General features: G+C 61.1%; 15 protein-coding genes. 4 read left to right on the top strand and 11 right to left on the bottom strand.

From position 1 onward, the window contains the following. Positions 1–750 precede the first annotated feature (750 nt). Complete coding sequence (locus tag K3136_RS02340; RefSeq protein WP_221431327.1) at positions 751–1,965, bottom strand: argininosuccinate synthase; 1,215 nt, start codon at positions 1,963–1,965, stop codon at positions 751–753. Between the two features lie 81 nt (positions 1,966–2,046). Next, on the bottom strand, positions 2,047–2,808 hold the full coding sequence (locus K3136_RS02335; RefSeq protein ID WP_221431326.1) for a GGDEF domain-containing protein: 762 nt from the start codon (positions 2,806–2,808) through the stop codon (positions 2,047–2,049). Between the two features lie 115 nt (positions 2,809–2,923). On the opposite strand from K3136_RS02335, the gene K3136_RS02330 reads away from it, so the two are divergent. Together K3136_RS02330 and K3136_RS02325 are read left to right on the top strand one after the other, a co-directional pair. Continuing rightward, positions 2,924–4,246: an acyltransferase family protein gene (locus tag K3136_RS02330; protein WP_221431325.1), complete on the top strand. Its 1,323-nt coding sequence runs from the start codon at positions 2,924–2,926 to the stop codon at positions 4,244–4,246. 4 nt (positions 4,247–4,250) lie between these two features. Further along, positions 4,251–4,820 carry a hypothetical protein gene (locus K3136_RS02325; RefSeq protein WP_221431324.1) on the top strand — a complete coding sequence of 190 codons (570 nt, stop codon included), beginning with the start codon at positions 4,251–4,253 and terminating at the stop codon, positions 4,818–4,820. 182 nt (positions 4,821–5,002) lie between these two features. On the opposite strand, the gene K3136_RS02320 is transcribed toward K3136_RS02325, so the two are convergent. Together K3136_RS02320 and K3136_RS02315 are read right to left on the bottom strand one after the other, a co-directional pair. Continuing rightward, entirely contained in the window at positions 5,003–6,457 is a 1,455-nt protein-coding gene (locus K3136_RS02320; RefSeq protein ID WP_221431323.1) for a hypothetical protein, read from the bottom strand. A gap of 331 nt (positions 6,458–6,788) precedes the next feature. Beyond that, a complete protein-coding gene (locus K3136_RS02315) occupies positions 6,789–8,078 on the bottom strand; it encodes an SAM-dependent methyltransferase (protein ID WP_221431322.1) in 1,290 nt (429 codons plus the stop codon). Between the two features lie 77 nt (positions 8,079–8,155). Between K3136_RS02315 and K3136_RS02310 the strand changes: the two genes are divergently transcribed. Next, a complete protein-coding gene (locus tag K3136_RS02310) occupies positions 8,156–8,593 on the top strand; it encodes a DUF1801 domain-containing protein (protein ID WP_221431321.1) in 438 nt (145 codons plus the stop codon). On the opposite strand, the gene K3136_RS02305 is transcribed toward K3136_RS02310, so the two are convergent. The 7 genes from K3136_RS02305 to rlmN form a co-directional block, all read right to left on the bottom strand. Then, on the bottom strand, positions 8,594–9,334 hold the full coding sequence (locus tag K3136_RS02305; protein ID WP_221431320.1) for a molybdopterin-dependent oxidoreductase: 741 nt from the start codon (positions 9,332–9,334) through the stop codon (positions 8,594–8,596). It abuts the gene before it with no gap. Then, on the bottom strand, positions 9,324–9,995 hold the full coding sequence (locus tag K3136_RS02300; protein ID WP_221431319.1) for a cytochrome b/b6 domain-containing protein: 672 nt from the start codon (positions 9,993–9,995) through the stop codon (positions 9,324–9,326). The genes K3136_RS02305 and K3136_RS02300 overlap by 11 nt, the downstream gene beginning before the upstream one ends. Beyond that, positions 9,992–10,762: an SDR family oxidoreductase gene (locus K3136_RS02295; RefSeq protein ID WP_221431318.1), complete on the bottom strand. Its 771-nt coding sequence runs from the start codon at positions 10,760–10,762 to the stop codon at positions 9,992–9,994. Before K3136_RS02295 ends, K3136_RS02300 begins: the two co-directional genes overlap by 4 nt. A gap of 96 nt (positions 10,763–10,858) precedes the next feature. Then, positions 10,859–11,248 (bottom strand): glycine zipper 2TM domain-containing protein, encoded by a 390-nt coding sequence (locus tag K3136_RS02290; RefSeq protein WP_221431317.1) that lies wholly within the window; start codon positions 11,246–11,248, stop codon positions 10,859–10,861. Positions 11,249–11,369: 121 nt separating this feature from the next. Next, complete coding sequence (locus tag K3136_RS02285; protein ID WP_221431316.1) at positions 11,370–12,017, bottom strand: MOSC domain-containing protein; 648 nt, start codon at positions 12,015–12,017, stop codon at positions 11,370–11,372. A 164-nt stretch (positions 12,018–12,181) separates the two neighbouring features. After that, positions 12,182–12,781, bottom strand: coding sequence for a class I SAM-dependent methyltransferase (locus K3136_RS02280; RefSeq protein WP_221431315.1), 600 nt, complete (start codon positions 12,779–12,781; stop codon positions 12,182–12,184). Further along, positions 12,778–14,028 (bottom strand): dual-specificity RNA methyltransferase RlmN, encoded by a 1,251-nt coding sequence (gene rlmN, locus K3136_RS02275; protein ID WP_221431314.1) that lies wholly within the window; start codon positions 14,026–14,028, stop codon positions 12,778–12,780. Before rlmN ends, K3136_RS02280 begins: the two co-directional genes overlap by 4 nt. A gap of 293 nt (positions 14,029–14,321) precedes the next feature. Between rlmN and K3136_RS02270 the strand changes: the two genes are divergently transcribed. Next, a complete protein-coding gene (locus K3136_RS02270) occupies positions 14,322–14,990 on the top strand; it encodes an outer membrane protein (protein ID WP_221431313.1) in 669 nt (222 codons plus the stop codon). The last annotated feature ends 17 nt before the right edge of the window (positions 14,991–15,007 follow it).

Raw genomic sequence — 15,007 nt, 5'->3', positions numbered from 1 at the left:
TGATATGGTCGGATTGGCAGTGGCCCATAGCAAATGGGGCCGGCATCGCTGCCGACCCCACTCTCACCGATACGTGGCCGTGTTCCTTCAACCGAAGTTCAAGGGACGCAGACTTGGCATCCGATGTTTTCCCATCAGGCTGTTCGAAAACAGTCATCAGGTTCTATCACCGGCGCTCGCACCGGCATCCGGATCTACCCTCCACTCGGCCCGGTGTCGGTCGCGTCGCGATCCGAAGATCGTTCGCTTACCTTGCCCAGCCGCGCTTCAACGGGCGGTTCCGCAGCCTGACCTTCCGTTGGTGGCCGGTGCCTCGAACGGTCACATCGCCTTCAGGTCCGAAGACCTTTATACGACGCCACCTTCGGCAATCGGCCGGGTTGGTCCGGCTCACAGCTGGAAACCTTCGCACTTCCGTCATCGACCCACCTTGCGTCCGGCGTGAACCTTCTGCACGAGGGTCTCGTGATGTGCGCGGACAGATCCCGCTGCGTCTTCCCGGTTCCGAATTTCCGTTTCCTTTCAGGTCGTTAGACCGTCTTGGCTGGAATTTTTCTTCGCCGTTCCGATGAATTGAAGCTGCGCCTGATCGGCCGATTCTTCAAGCTTGCAAGAGGCGAGTTATCCACTTTCCCCACTTTTCGCTGTGGAGGGGGGTGGATAAGTCAACGGTTCATCGTAAAAATCGGAACGCCAAAGCGTCGGGGGGCGAAATTTTCAGCCCCCGAAGCGATTTCGACGCGAAATTTTCTACCGATCGCGTTTGGCGAGCAGGCGCAGACGCAGCGCGTTGAGCTTGATGAAGCCTTCCGCATCCTTCTGGTCATAGGCCCCCGCATCATCCTCGAAGGTGACATGCGCTTCGGAGTAGAGCGAGTTGTCCGACTTGCGGCCCACCACCATCGCATTGCCCTTGTAGAGCTTGAGGCGGACCGTGCCGCTGACCTTCTCCTGGCTGAGATCGATCGCCGCCTGCAGCATTTCGCGCTCGGGACTGAACCAGAGGCCGTTGTACACCAGCTCGGCGTAGCGCGGCATCAGTTCGTCCTTGAGATGCGCCGCGCCGCGATCGAGCGTGATCTGCTCGATGCCGCGATGAGCGCGGGCGTAGATCTCGCCGCCGGGGGTTTCATACATGCCGCGGCTCTTCATGCCGACGAAGCGGTTCTCGACCAGGTCGAGGCGGCCGATGCCGTGCTTGCGGCCAAGATCGTTGAGTGCGGTCAGCAGCGTGGCAGGGCTCATCGCCTCGCCGTTGAGGGCAACGCCGTCACCCTTCTCGAAGTCGATCGTGATATATTCAGGCGTATCGGGCGCGTCCTCGGGATGGTCGGTGCGCGAATAGACGTAATCGGGGGTCTCTTCCCACGGATCCTCGAGCACCTTGCCTTCGCTGGAGGTGTGCAGGAGGTTCGCATCGGTGGAGAAGGGACTTTCTCCGCGCTTGTCCCTGGGGACGGCGATCTGGTGCGCCTCGGCCCAGGCGATGAGCGCCGTACGGCTCGTCAAATCCCACTCGCGCCACGGGGCGATGACCTTGATGTCCGGATCGAGCGCGTAGGCGGAAAGCTCGAAGCGGACCTGGTCATTGCCCTTGCCGGTTGCGCCGTGGGCGATGGCATCAGCATTCGTCTCATGCGCGATCTCGACGAGGCGCTTGGAGATCAGGGGGCGCGCGATGCTGGTGCCGAGCAGGTAGTCGCCCTCGTAGCGGGCGTTGGTGCGCATCATCGGGAAGACGAAATCGCGGACGAATTCTTCGCGCAGGTCCTCGATGAAGATGTGCTTGTCGGGAATGCCCATGGCGCGGGCCTTCTCGCGCGCCGGCTCGATTTCCTCGCCCTGGCCCAGATCGGCGGTGAAGGTCACGACCTCCAGCCCGCGCTCGACTTCGAGCCACTTGGCGATGACGGAAGTGTCGAGGCCGCCGGAATAGGCGAGGACGACGCGCTTGATATCGGACATGGGCAGGCACCTTGGTTGCGTTTGCCGCGCCGCTAGCAGGGGGGCAGGGCGCGTGGCAATCAAGAAGCGCTGTTGCGGCGGTCAGGCAGCCTTTTCGTCGCGTGCGGAACTGGTGGGCGGCGCGTAGATGGACACACGGTTCCGTCCGTCCTGCTTGGCAGCATAAAGCGCGTGGTCTGCCCCTTTGAGCGGGAAAGGCCGATCCTCATTGCGCAGGACGTCGATCCCGATGCTGATGCTCAAAGGGCATAACGCACCTTCGGGCGAGCGAAAGTCGAGTGCAGCCACGCGTTTGCGCAGTCTCTCGGCACAATCGCGCGCTTCGGCGAGGGTGGCATCGGGAAGAAGCACGCCGAATTCTTCGCCGCCCAGCCGCGCGACCAGTGCCTCTTGTGGGACCCCGTCGGCGAAGAGGCGCGCAAGCGCCTTGAGGGCTTCGTCACCCGTATGGTGTCCATGGCTGTCATTCACCGACTTGAACCGGTCGGCGTCGATCAACAGCAGCCCTGCATCCTTACCGGCAATCAGCCGGCGCTCCACCGCGTCGAAGAAGGCGCGTCGGTTGGGCAGGTCGGTCAGCGCATCGTGCGTGGCCTCGTGCTCGAGCAGGGCGTTGAGCTGTGCCAGCCTTTCGCCTTGCGAGGTCACGTAGAGTCCGACCGGAATGCTGCACACCAGCGGGATCACGAGCGCCAGCGAAAGTGCGAGGGCTATATTCTCACCATTGCTGGGCTGGAACGCCATGACGATCAGCGTGCACAGCAGCGATCCTGCCGTCAGCGTGGCGGCGATGATCGCGGTGTTCTTCACCACCCGACGGTTAATGAGCAGGTCTGAAGCCATTGTGCATCCCTAGGACTGAGGTGTTGATGGGCAATTAACCGCTACCCCGTAGTCGCTTTCCCAGAGGGCCGCCATTTGGCATAGCGACACGGGTAACGGGGCAAGGGACGCGCGCATGGGATTGTGGAACAAGGCGAAATCGCTGGCAGAGCAGGCACCGCCGGAGCGTAACCGCTACGTCGATTTCCTGCGCGCGCTGTCTATCCTGGCGGTGGTGGTCGGCCACTGGCTGGTCGCCGCGCCCTATATCGCTGCGGACGGCGAGGTGGTGGGCGGTCACCTGCTCGGCATCCTGCCGTGGACGCAGTGGCTGACCTGGGGCTTCCAGGTCATGCCGATCTTCTTCCTCGTCGGCGGCTATTCGAACGGGGTGAGCTGGGCCTCGACCCGCGCGAAGGACAGCCATTATTCGGACTGGTTCGCCAGCCGCATCCAGCGCCTCATCAACCCGGTCTTTCCCGTGCTGCTGGTGTGGGCAGCCTTCGCCTTCATCGCCACGCAGGTCGGCATGGCGCGCGAGACGGTGCGCATGGCGGTCTTCCTTGCGCTGATCCCGGTGTGGTTCCTCGCGGTGTACCTACTGGTAACTGCACTCGCGCCGCTGACATACGCCCTCTGGCGCAAGATGGGCTTCCGCTCCTTCTTCCTGATGGTCTCGGCAGCGATCCTCGTCGATTATCTGGCAGTGTTCGAGGGCGTTCCCTATGTCGACTTCCTCAACTTCATCTTCGTGTGGGTCGCCATCCACCAACTCGGTTACGCCTGGCACGACGGCGCATTCCGGAGCACGGGCCATCGCCTGTTCTTCTTCGCGGCGAGCCTCGCGGTGCTACTCTTCCTGACGCTGGTCGGCCCCTATCCCATCGCCATGATCGGCGTGCCGGGGGCAGAGCTGTCAAATTCCATGCCGCCGACGATCGCGCTGCTGGCACTCGGCATGACGCAGACGGGGCTGGTGCTGGCGCTGGAGCCGTGGGGCAGGAAACTGCTCGACAACCTCTCGATCTGGACCGCGACGGTACTGATGAACGGCATGATCATGACCGTCTATCTCTGGCACCTGACGGCTTACGTGCTGGTGATGGTCGCCGCTTGGCTCGCCCGAGGGATCGGCCTGCGCGTCATGCCGGGGACGGAGGAATGGTGGTGGAGCCGCCCCGTCTGGTTCGCGCTCTACATCGCCGCGCTGCTGCCGCTGATCGCCATCTTCGCCCGCTACGAACGCGGCAGCGGTGCCGCCAAACGCGAGACACCCATTCCGCGCCTGCGCCTCGTGATCGGCATGATCGCAATCTGCATCGGCCTCGCCATGACCGCCGCCATCAGCATCGCCAGCCCCGAGGGCGTGACTGGCGTGCGCCTGTGGGTCGTGGCTTTGCCCTTCGTGGGAGCGGCTCTGGTGGGGTTCGGGCCGGTTTACCGGTGGGTGCGGGGGTAGGAAGTTGGAATTCTTTAGCAGCGTCGTGTCAGGTGGTGAGAAGTCGGAAGACGTAACGTGGCTGAGTGACCAAATGTGTAACTGGCTGTCTTCCAAGCTCGAGCAGTTCGAGGTCGATGGGAAGATTGAACGCATCCTCTTTCAGCCAATTTGCTTGCCCAAAGACCTATCGCATTTTGAAGAATCTTTCGCAGTCCGGGAGCGTGGCGCTCTCCTGCATATCTGTCCAGAAATCGACTACGATGCTTTCGAGCGCGAAGATCGTGCTTCCGCCTCCGCCTTGATATTCTCGGGATTGGTCGAGGGTATTCGAACATTCCTGGGCAGAGGCCGATACAAGCAGCAACTGATTGCGATCATCGAGCGACTGGAAGAAGTACAGATAGACCGGTTTGTAGCCTCGATCGCCGACAAGAAAATGGATTTGCCGAAGCGCGAACCCATCGACCCAATGTCAGTGGAAAGGCTTGAAGCACTTCTCGAGAGCTGGCCGGACGGTAAGAACGTCAGAGATCGAAAAACGGCAGAGCGGCTACTTGTCCGGCTCAAAGAGGGACACGGCCACGAAGGCTAGGGCCATCAGCATCGCCAGCCCCGAGGGGGTGACCGGCGTACGCCTTTGGGTCGTGGCGCTGCCGTTTGTGGGAGCGGCGCTGGTGGGGTTCGGGCCGGTTCATGGGTGGGTGCGGGGGACATAAGGTTGCCTCAAATGAGCCGATGTTATGTGGCTCAGATTGCTAATCACCTGAGACCGCATCAAGGCACGAAGGGGAATGTCAGATCGTGTTCGAGGAAAACGCCAATGTTGCCTTTGGCAGGAATATTCTCACCGTAGAATGTCTCGCCATCCGAGGTGTAAGTGATTTTAAGTCCTGCTTTCAGCGTTCCATCGCCGTCGATGGCGAATGCAATGGGCAGCGATGCGGTCCATTGGTCGACTGCGGTGTCATATGATCCGAAGAGGCCCATGTATGGCCTTCCGACGAGTGTCCTAGGCGGGCGGACATTGAATCCAGCGCCGATGAGAACGCCGTCAGTTTCATACGGCGCTGCAAGATTTATTTTCTTGCACTTCGAGAAGCCGAAAGTCGGGTTTTCAACATTTGTGTCTTCGTAACAAACTGACACATCCTCGGCGTCCTTTGGGTAGCGTACAGAGCGTTGCCATCCCAATGAACCTGCTATCCCCAAATCCCAGCCGTTGTCGTCAAAGGTTACAAGTGCATGGCCGGCGTAGAGCTTGAATTCGGCAGGATTGAAGCTTTCCTTAGTGAGAGCATTGTTATTCAGATCTGTTGGAAGGGCGGGTAGAATTGTGACACCTGTTCCTGCTGGGTCTCGCAATGCGTAGAACGACTCTCTGAGAAATCCGTACTTGCCCTGGGCCCCGAGGTAGAACTCCGGGATCTGCTCTTTTCCATCATCGCCGATGCCCCAGAATTGGGCGACGTATTTCCCGAAATATTTGTTCTGACGATCCTTGTCGTCGGCGATCCATTCGCGGCAATCACTGTCTGAATGCAATGAAGGTGTGTAGGGCTTTCCAAGTCCTACGGCGCAATCCCGACTGATCGTTTCGAGCATTTTTGCTAGCCTGTCGCGTCCGTCCTTGAGCTGGCGTGGAGCCATCCAACTTCGACGCCAATCGAGGCCCAATGCCCAGTCAGAGTTGCCAGAAAGGCCGTCGCCCGCAGACCAACTTCCAAGTGTAATGGAATTGTCCTCTGCGATACTCGCAAATCCTTTGATCCCAAACCGATCTACCCGGCTTCGATACTGCTCGCCATCTATCCTTATGAGCGCGCGGTTGACAAAGACCGGCCCGAGGCTCGCGTATTGCCCCTCCTTACCGCCCTGTATGAAGAAGCCCAGTTCTGCGGAGTTTTTGTAGTCGGCTATCCGAGCGAGGCCCAATTGGTCTTTGGCAAAGGCGGATAAGGTTTCATCGCTGTCACAGGAAGCGTCAAAGCATAGTGCCTTGTCGATGGTTTCCGAGATGCTGTCAGGTGTTGGAACGGCTGTTGGCGTCGTTCCGTCAGTCGATGCAGCCAACATTCGTTCTGCTCTCGCCAAGGCCTCATCAGCTTTCTGCAATGCTTGGAGCGCCTCAGCGCGGGCAGCCTTAGCCTGCTCCAGTGCCTCCGTAGCCGCTTCGGCTGTTTGGTCCTGCGCAAAAGCAGCGGTGGGTCCCACAAATATTGCGGAAACCATCGCCGCTACCCTAATTGATCGATGCATATCCTTCCCTCCCCAAAAAATACGCCAAGAAGCGATAGCATCTTAAGCAAATAAATCAATCTAACTACAAAATGCGCTCTATTTATTGACGTAGGAAAGAGGTGTTATGGAATTCAGATTCGCTGTTTCCTACTCGATATGTCACTTTTAAGAGTATGGGTTGGTGCGATTTCGCTCAATTGTGGGTTGTCGAAAACGCGGGCGGAATCCGAGCGTATCAGAGGAGTTCCCCCAGGACAGTGTTTCATCCGTTTCACCGTCTAGGGCTTCGCGGGCCGAAACCCAACCTCGGTCCTACAGCCCGCTACTCCGCCGCTTCCCGCTGTGCGAAGCGCCACTCCGGCACCTTGTCCGCGTCGGCGGTGCGCAGGCGGGCGCTTTCTTCCGTGATCCATTCGCGGGTCATGGGGATCGCGCTGCGGTCCTTCACGTAGATCAGCTGCCAGTTGACCATGTCGCCGTGGCGGAAACTCTGTTCGGCGCCGGCGAGGTAGTAGAGCCACATGCGGTAGAAGGTCTCGTCGTACATATCGACGATCTCTGCGCGGTGCTGGACCGTGCGGTTGTACCATTCCTCCAGCGTGTGGCTGTAGTGGAAGCGCATCGCCTCCACGTCCATCACCTGCCAGCCGTATTGCTCGGACTGGCTGACCAGTTCGGACAGCGCCGGGATGTAGCCGCCGGGGAAGATGTAGGTGCGCGTCCAGGCGTCGGTAAAGCCGGGAGCGCCGGCGCGCCCGCAGCAGTGGCTCATCATCACGCCATCGGGTTTGAGCAGGCGGTTTGTGTGCTCGTAGAACTGCGGGTAATGCGGGGTGCCCACGTGTTCGAGCAGGCCGACCGAGCTGATGCGGTCGAACTGGCCGGTGACGTCGCGGTAGTCGGTGAGGCTGAACTTGACCCGGTCGGCCACGCCCGCTTCCTCCGCGCGTTCCTGGCAGAACTTGATCTGGTCGGGGGCGAGGGCGACGCCGTGGACCTCCACGTCGTAATGCCGCGCAAGGTAGAGCGCAAAGCCGCCCCAGCCGCAGCCGATGTCGAGGATGCGCTGACCGGGCTTGATGTGCATCTTGGCGGCAAGATGCGCCTTCTTGTCGAGCTGCGCCTTCTCGAGCGAGGTAGTTGCCGGGTCCTCGCGGTAATAGGCCATGGTGTACTGGCGATCCTCGTCGAGGAAGCGCTCGTACAGCTCGCGGGTCAGGTTGTAGGTATGCTCGGCGTTCTTCTTCGCCTTGCCGCGAAGGTTTATGCTGTCGGCCTTGGCGATGAGCTTTTGCGCGGCGGTGCGCAGCTTGCCCTTGGGCTTGAGCGCCTTGTCGCCGGGCCTCCCCGCCTGTTCGGTGACGAAGAGGATGAGGTCACGGATGTCGTGCGGCTCTTCCACCTTGAGCCAGCCCCACATGAACGCCTCGCCAGCACCCATCTGCGGATAGCGGGCGATATGGTTGGCGGCCTTCTTGTTGGTGAGGGTGATCCTGAGCGGCGGCTCGGCAGCGTCGCCGGTGCCGTATTCATAGGTCTTCCCGTCATGATCGGTGACGATCAACCGCCCGTGCTTCACCGCGGCCTTCAGGAATTTGTCGAGCAACCACATTGTATTCTTCTCCCCCACGAGAAGGGCAGAGCATGGCATGCGTTGGTGATGAGTCAATCGACTGCTAGGGTTTGTCCATGACCGAAGCGAAAACCCAGATCACCAAGGTCGATCCTGCCAACTTCATCGCCGGCGTCGAGCCGGAGAAGAAACGCGAGGAAGCGAAGGTGCTCGACACGCTGTTCCGCAAGGTGACCGGCGAAGAGCCTCAGATGTGGGGCCCGAGCATCATCGGCTATGGCGAGTACCGGACAACCTATGCCAGCGGCCGCGACGTTCACTGGATGCGCAGCGGGTTCAGCCCGCGAAAGGCGAAGCACTCGCTCTATTTGATGGGCGGATATTGCGACGAGAATGCTGGCAAGCGGCGCGATGAACTGCTGGGCAGGCTGGGCAAGTACAAGACGGGTAAGAGCTGCCTCTACATCAACAAGCTGGCCGATGTGGATATGGAGGTTCTGGAGGAGTTGCTGCGCAACGACTGGGAAGCGATGGCGCGGACCTATCCCGAGTGATCAGATCCCGGCGTACCACTGGTAGCCGGACCGGTCTTCCCAGTAGCCGCCCTGTCCTTCGCCGATATCGTCGAGGCTGGCGACCGCCTCGATCGCGGTAAGGTACTTCGCGTGCTTGTAGCCGAGCTGCCGTTCGATCCGCATGCGCAGCGGCGCTCCGTTGCGGATGGGGAGGGGCTCTCCGTTGAGCTTGTGTGCGATGATCGTTTGCGGGTGATAGGCGTCGATCAGATCGACGCTCTCGTAATAGTCCTGCCCGTTGAGCTTGTCGGCGCAGCGGAAGACGATGAACTGCACTTCCGGCCTGAGCTTGGCTTCATCGAGGATCACCGAGAGTTGCGGTCCGGTCCATTCACCGATCGCGCTCCAGCCCTCGACACAGTCATGGCGCGTGACCTGCGTTCGCTGCGGGAGCCTGCGAATATTGTCGAGGCTGAGCTGCATCGGATTATCGACCAAGCCGCGGACTTCGAGCCGCCAGTTGGCGAAGTTGTCCGCAGCCTGCGCCTGGTAGTCGCCGTTTTGCGGATCGGTCGAACCATTGCCGCGGAAGAACGGCGAAATCGCCGAGCGAGGGTATTCCGGCGCCAGCGCCTCGCGATCGGTGAGCAAGCGGTGCGCGCCCTTGTGCCACCTCTCTGCCGCGCCGAGCAGTTTGGAGCCGGCGTCGCTGTCCGCGATCTTGTTGCAGCCGGCAACGAATGCAGCGGCAGTTACGGCGAGAAATCCCCTACGCTTCATCACTCTTCCCTCCGGTGATCATGTCGCGGATCTGGCCGATTGGCCCGGCGAGGATGACCAGCACCACGTGCACGACGAAAAAGCCGAACAGGGCAAAGGCGAAAATGAAGTGCAGGCTTCGAGCCGACTGGCGCCCGCCGAGCAGCTCGACAAGCCAACCGAATGTCGGCTCCATCCCCGGGCTTATCGCAATGCCGCTGAAGATCATCATCGGCAGGAAGACGCCCAGCACGAGGCCGTATGCGAGCTTTTGCAGGAAGTTGAACTTCCCGCCTTCGTGATCGAAATTCAGTTTCAGGTGCTGGACGACATCATGCCAGATCGCAGCCGGCTTCCATTCCGACGGGCTGGTCATGAGGTCACGCTTGAAGTGGCGATTGACCAGCATCGCGACCCACATGAAGAGCAGCAGCAGCGCGAAGGGCCATGCCATCAGGATATGCCAGTCGCGCGCCACGGCGAGGCTGTAGTAGCCGGGGATCGTCATCCAGTCGGGGAAGCGAGGGACGATGAGCCAGGCCTGTTCGGGGGCGAAGCCCCAGTCACCCCAGTAAAGGCGGCGGTGGGCATTCGAAATCGTCAGGCCAGACATGAACAGCACGACAAGGCACACGAGGTTGAGCCAGTGCCAGATCCTCGTGCTCAGCGCGTGGCGTTTCATGCAGCGTGTCCTTCGCGGGCAAGATAAATCACGTCGCGGGGCTGGCGAAGCAAGTGCTGCCCGCTGTCGACATAGAGCGTCTGTCCGGTTTTCAGAGCGCCGCCTGCGAGGAACACAGCGGCCTTCGCGATTTCCTCGGCATCCGTGCGACGCTTGAGCAGGTTCATCCGGTGCGAAATTTCCGCTTCTTCGCTGGTCTGGTCGTGGCTGGCGAGGATCGCTCCAGGCGCGAGGCCGTAGATGCGGTCATCGTCCCTCGCGGCCCCCATCGACAGCATTTCGATCGTCGCGTCGAGGGCGTGTTTGCTCATCGTGTAGCTGAAGAAATCCGGATTGGGATTGGCGAGTTTCTGGTCGGTGATCTGGATCACGCGGCGGCCGCCATCGGATCGCGCCTTGCTTAGATAGGCTTGCGCCATGCGCGCGGGGGAGAGGGCGTTGACCTGCATCGCCTTCCGGTTCGTGTCAGGATCGAGATTGGTTACATCGTCGGGTGCAAAGATCGATGCATTGTTGATCAGCGCGGCCCAGTTCGGGAGCTTGCCCGCAAGGTTTTCGATCATGGCGACAGCGGCATTGCCGTCCGACAGGTCGCAGCCGACTGTCTCGGCGCTATCCAGCGACGCGGCGAGTTCGTCCGCCTCTGTTCCGGAGCTGTTGTAATGGATGACGACGTGCCATCCCGCCTTGTCGAAAGCCCGCGACATGGCGGCGCCGAGCCGTTTTGCCCCGCCCGTGACGAGAACCGATGGTTTGTGTTCGCTCATCGCCCACGAGCATAGGGGGCTGAAGCCCGATAGCAAAGCGGCGCCGCCACCCTTTTGGGTGACGACGCCGCGGGTTCGAAGGTGCGACCCTTGGGATTAGCGGCAGCGAAGGCTTCCGCGGTCGATTTCACGACCGATAACGGCACCAACTGCACCGCCGAGAATTGCGCCCAGCGTCTTGTCGCCGCGACCGGCAAGCTCGTGGCCTGCCAGCGCGCCGACACCTGCGCCGATCACGAGGCCGGTCGTGCCATTGTCACGCTTGCAATAGTAACGGCCGTCGCGTCCGCGCCACATGTAGCTATCGCGGGTAATGCGGCGCGGCTCGACGTAGTAACCGCGTGAATCGTAACGTGCGGCGCGGTCCTTGGCGCGCTTGCCATGGGCGGGCGCCCAGGACGGCGGATCTGCGGCTGCCGGAGCGGAGGTGCCGATACCGGTCACGGCGAGCGTGCCGGCAGCAAAGGCGATTGCAAATTTCTTCATTCTGCGTCCCCAAATGAGAGTGGATCGGCGTGCACATTGCTCGAAGGATTACAACCGCGGCTGAACGAACGCCGTTAATCCGAAATTAGCGATAAACCGACCGTTGAGGCGCGATGAGCCGTCACGATTCCAGTGCATTGCGGGCCTTTGCGCGCCAAAGCTCGCAGAGGCGATCGAGCGCGGCGATCTCCTCCAGCTCGGTCTGGGAAGGGTTATCGGCGGGGTCGTAAAGCTTGGCGAAGAGGCGCGCCACGCTCCACCCTTCATGGCCATTCTCGACCTTCTCGAAAGTGTCGCCCGCCTGTGCTTCGCCTTCTTCCAGAACGCGGTAGTACCACCCGCAGATATGCTGTTTCACGATGCGCTTCACCATGCCCTTGCGGCCGAAGCGGTGTTCGATCTTCCAGCATGGCTGGCGGGGCTGGCTGACTTCGAGCAGCGCGCCGCCGATACGGAAGCGGTCGCCGATGAGTACGCCGGTTTCGACAAAACCATCCATCATCAGGTTTTCGCCAAAGGCCGCAGGTCCCGCGAGGAGGTCGTGCCCGCCAAGCCAAGCGTCCCAATCGGCGTAATGATCGTGGGGGTAATGGTGCACGGCCATGTCGGGCCCGCCGTGGTGCTTGGTATCGGCCACCATGTCGCCTTCGATACCGAAAGTGCGGATCATAACGGGCCCGTCGACCGGTTGCTTGGCGATCGCGCTGAGTTCGGCGCCGTTGAAGGGTTGGGGCAGGCCGGTGCAGATCGCCTGGACGGTAACACTCATGTCACTGCTTCTCCTACAGGGTGGAACGCGTGGACCACGGTCCGGCGCGGAAAAAATGCCGGAGCTACCCAGAGCATGTTTCCCGGCGGTTTGCTCCTGTTTTCGGGCCGGCATGTGAGCTTTCCAGCACAGGGTGCATTCCTGGGAAAGCGTCATCTGGTTTGTCAGCTCTCCGGAGACTGCAAGGTCAGCGCATACCAGTCGCGTTGCACGCCGTCTGCACCTTCGCCGCGATAGCGCTCGGCCGCTGCGATCCGGAAACCCGCATCGTGATAGATCGCCTCCAGCCAGTTCTCGTCTGGCAGGTTGGTCAGGCGGCCAAGCGGGTCGCGTCCCTCCGCATCGCCGAGCTTGTAATTGGCAAAATGCCACCCGCTGGGGCGCAAGGCCTTGCGTACAGCGGCGAGCACTGCGGGCAAATCCGCGCGGGCGACGTGGAGCAGGCAGGCATGCGCCCAAACCGCATCATATTCGGCTTCAGCGTTGAGTTCATCGAACCGCATGACCCGCGCACCCACGTCGAAGCGCTCGTTCGCCTTGCGGACCATTGCGGGGGTCCCGTCGGTGGCATCAAGGTCGAAACCGCGCTCGATTATACGCGCAGAATCCCGTCCGCCGCCGCATCCCAGTTCAAGGACTGTTGCGCCCGGCTCGAGGTGATCGAGGAACCGGTCGAGATGCCGGCTCGGCGCCTGTCCGAAGCTCAGCGTGTAGCGCGGCGCGTTTGCCTCGTAATAGGCGATAGTTGCTGGGTCGGCGCTCACGCCTCGGCGGCCTGTTCCGCCTCTGCCTCCTCGCGATCGCGCTGGGCGCGGCTTTTCTTTTCCGCTGCCGTCTTGAGCTGGCCGCAAGCCGCATCGATGTCGCGGCCGCGCGGGGTGCGCACAGGAGCCGAGATACCGCCTTCGAAGACGATGTTCGAGAAGCTGCGCACGCGCTCGGGCGTGGAGGTCTCGTAGGCGGCGCCGGGCCAGGGATTGAACGGGATGAGGTTCACCTTGGCGGGCAAATCGTACTGCTTGAGCAGGCGAACCAGTTCGTGCGCGTGCTCGTCGCTGTCGTTCTTGTCCTTGAGCATCACATATTCGAAAGTGATGCGACGGGCATTGCTGGCGCCCGGATAGGCAGCGCAGGCTTCGAGTAGTTCCTCGATGCCGTATTTCTTGTTCAGCGGGACGATCTCGTCGCGGATTTCCTTGGTCACCGCGTGGAGCGAGACCGCAAGGTTCACGCCGATTTCCTCGCCGCAGCGCTGCATTGCAGGGACCACGCCGCTGGTCGAAAGCGTGATGCGGCGCTTGGACAGCGCAAGGCCCGCACCGTCCATCACCAGCTTGAGCGCGCTCTTCACATTGTCGAAGTTATAGAGCGGTTCGCCCATGCCCATCATCACGATATTGGTGAGCAGGCGACCGTCCGAACTGTAGTGGCCTTCGTCCTCGGCATCGTCGAGACCGGCCATCGAACCCTTGGGCCATTCCCCCAGCGCATCGCGCGCCAGCATGACCTGGCCGACGATTTCGCCCGGCGTCAGATTGCGCACCAGCTTCATCGTGCCCGTGTGGCAGAAACGGCAGTTCAGCGTGCAGCCGACCTGGCTGGACACGCACAGCGTTCCGCGATCGGCGTCAGGGATGAAGACCATTTCGAACTCGTGACCGTCCGCGGTCTTGAGCAGCCACTTGCGCGTGCCGTCGGTCGAGTGCTGGGCCTCGACCACTTCCGGCCGGCCGATGACAAAACGCTCGGTCAGCCAGGGGCGCATGGTCTTGGCGATATCGGTCATCGCGTCGAATTCGGTGACGCCGCGATGGTAAAGCCAGTGGAACACCTGCTTGGAACGCAGCTTGGCCTGCTTGGGATCGAGGCCGGCATCTTCGAACAGTTCGCGGATGCGCTCCTTGGGCAGACCGATCAGGTCCACGCGGCCATCGGCGCGCGGCGTGATGTCACGCGCAACGGGAACCGGGTCCACTTGCCCGGGAATGCTCATCAGGTTCGTATCTGCCATGGGAGCGGCGCATATAGTCCTGCCTGAGCCAAATTGAAAGCCTGCGCGCGGGCGCGAAACAATCCTGCCGCGAGCATTGCGTTCCCACCTCCCATCGAACAGGTTGATCGGTTCGTCGCAGCTTTCGAGTTTCCGCTGTTTGTCGCTCGAAATCGTCCACTCATCGACGATTATGTGACTAAAAAACCACGTTTTCCCGTTGTGCCACGTTCATGAAACTGAACTCGGTCGCGCTCCGTTTCACTGGTCCACGCTGTCGCGATGACGGCGGAAAACAATAACGGAGTACACACATGAAAAAGACTGCAGCCCTTCTCGTCGCGGGATCGATCCTGGCAACGGCAGCACCCGCAATGGCACAGGATTCGGATGAAGAAACCTTCACCGGTTTCCGTGCGGAGATCCTTGGCGGTTACGATGTCAGCCAGGCCGGAAGCAGCGTCGACGACGATTCCGCAGCCGACAACGACCAGTCGATCGACGGCCTCAACTACGGTGTTGGCCTCGGCTACGACTATGACGCAGGTGGCGTCGTGCTCGGTCTCGAAGGCGAATACACCGGTTCGACTGCCGAAACCGAGTTCGCCGATGGCGATTTCGAAGGCTTCGGTATCGGTAACGTCGAAGCGGGCCGCGACCTCTATGTCGGCGCACGCGTAGGCGTGAAGGCCAATGACGACCTGCTCGTCTACGCCAAGGGCGGTTACACCAACATGCGCTACAACCTGCGCTCGAATGACGGGACGCAGGACTTTCGTGCCGATCTCGAGGCTGACGGTTACCGTCTGGGTGCCGGCGTCGAATATGCGCTGAGCGACAATACCTACACCAAGGTGGAATACCGCTACTCGAACTATGGCGATGCCACGATCAAGTTCGAAGGAAATGCGCCCGATGTGCAGGTTGGCGACATCGACATCGACCGCCACCAGGTCATGGCCGGTTTCGGTCTGCGCTTCTAAGCGACGCAAAACATGAA

This window comes from Qipengyuania gelatinilytica, from assembly GCF_019711315.1.
Classification (GTDB): Bacteria; Pseudomonadota; Alphaproteobacteria; order Sphingomonadales; family Sphingomonadaceae; genus Qipengyuania; species Qipengyuania gelatinilytica.
The sequence above is the reverse complement of the archived record's forward strand: the minus strand, read 5'-3'. Positions and strand labels throughout refer to the sequence as shown.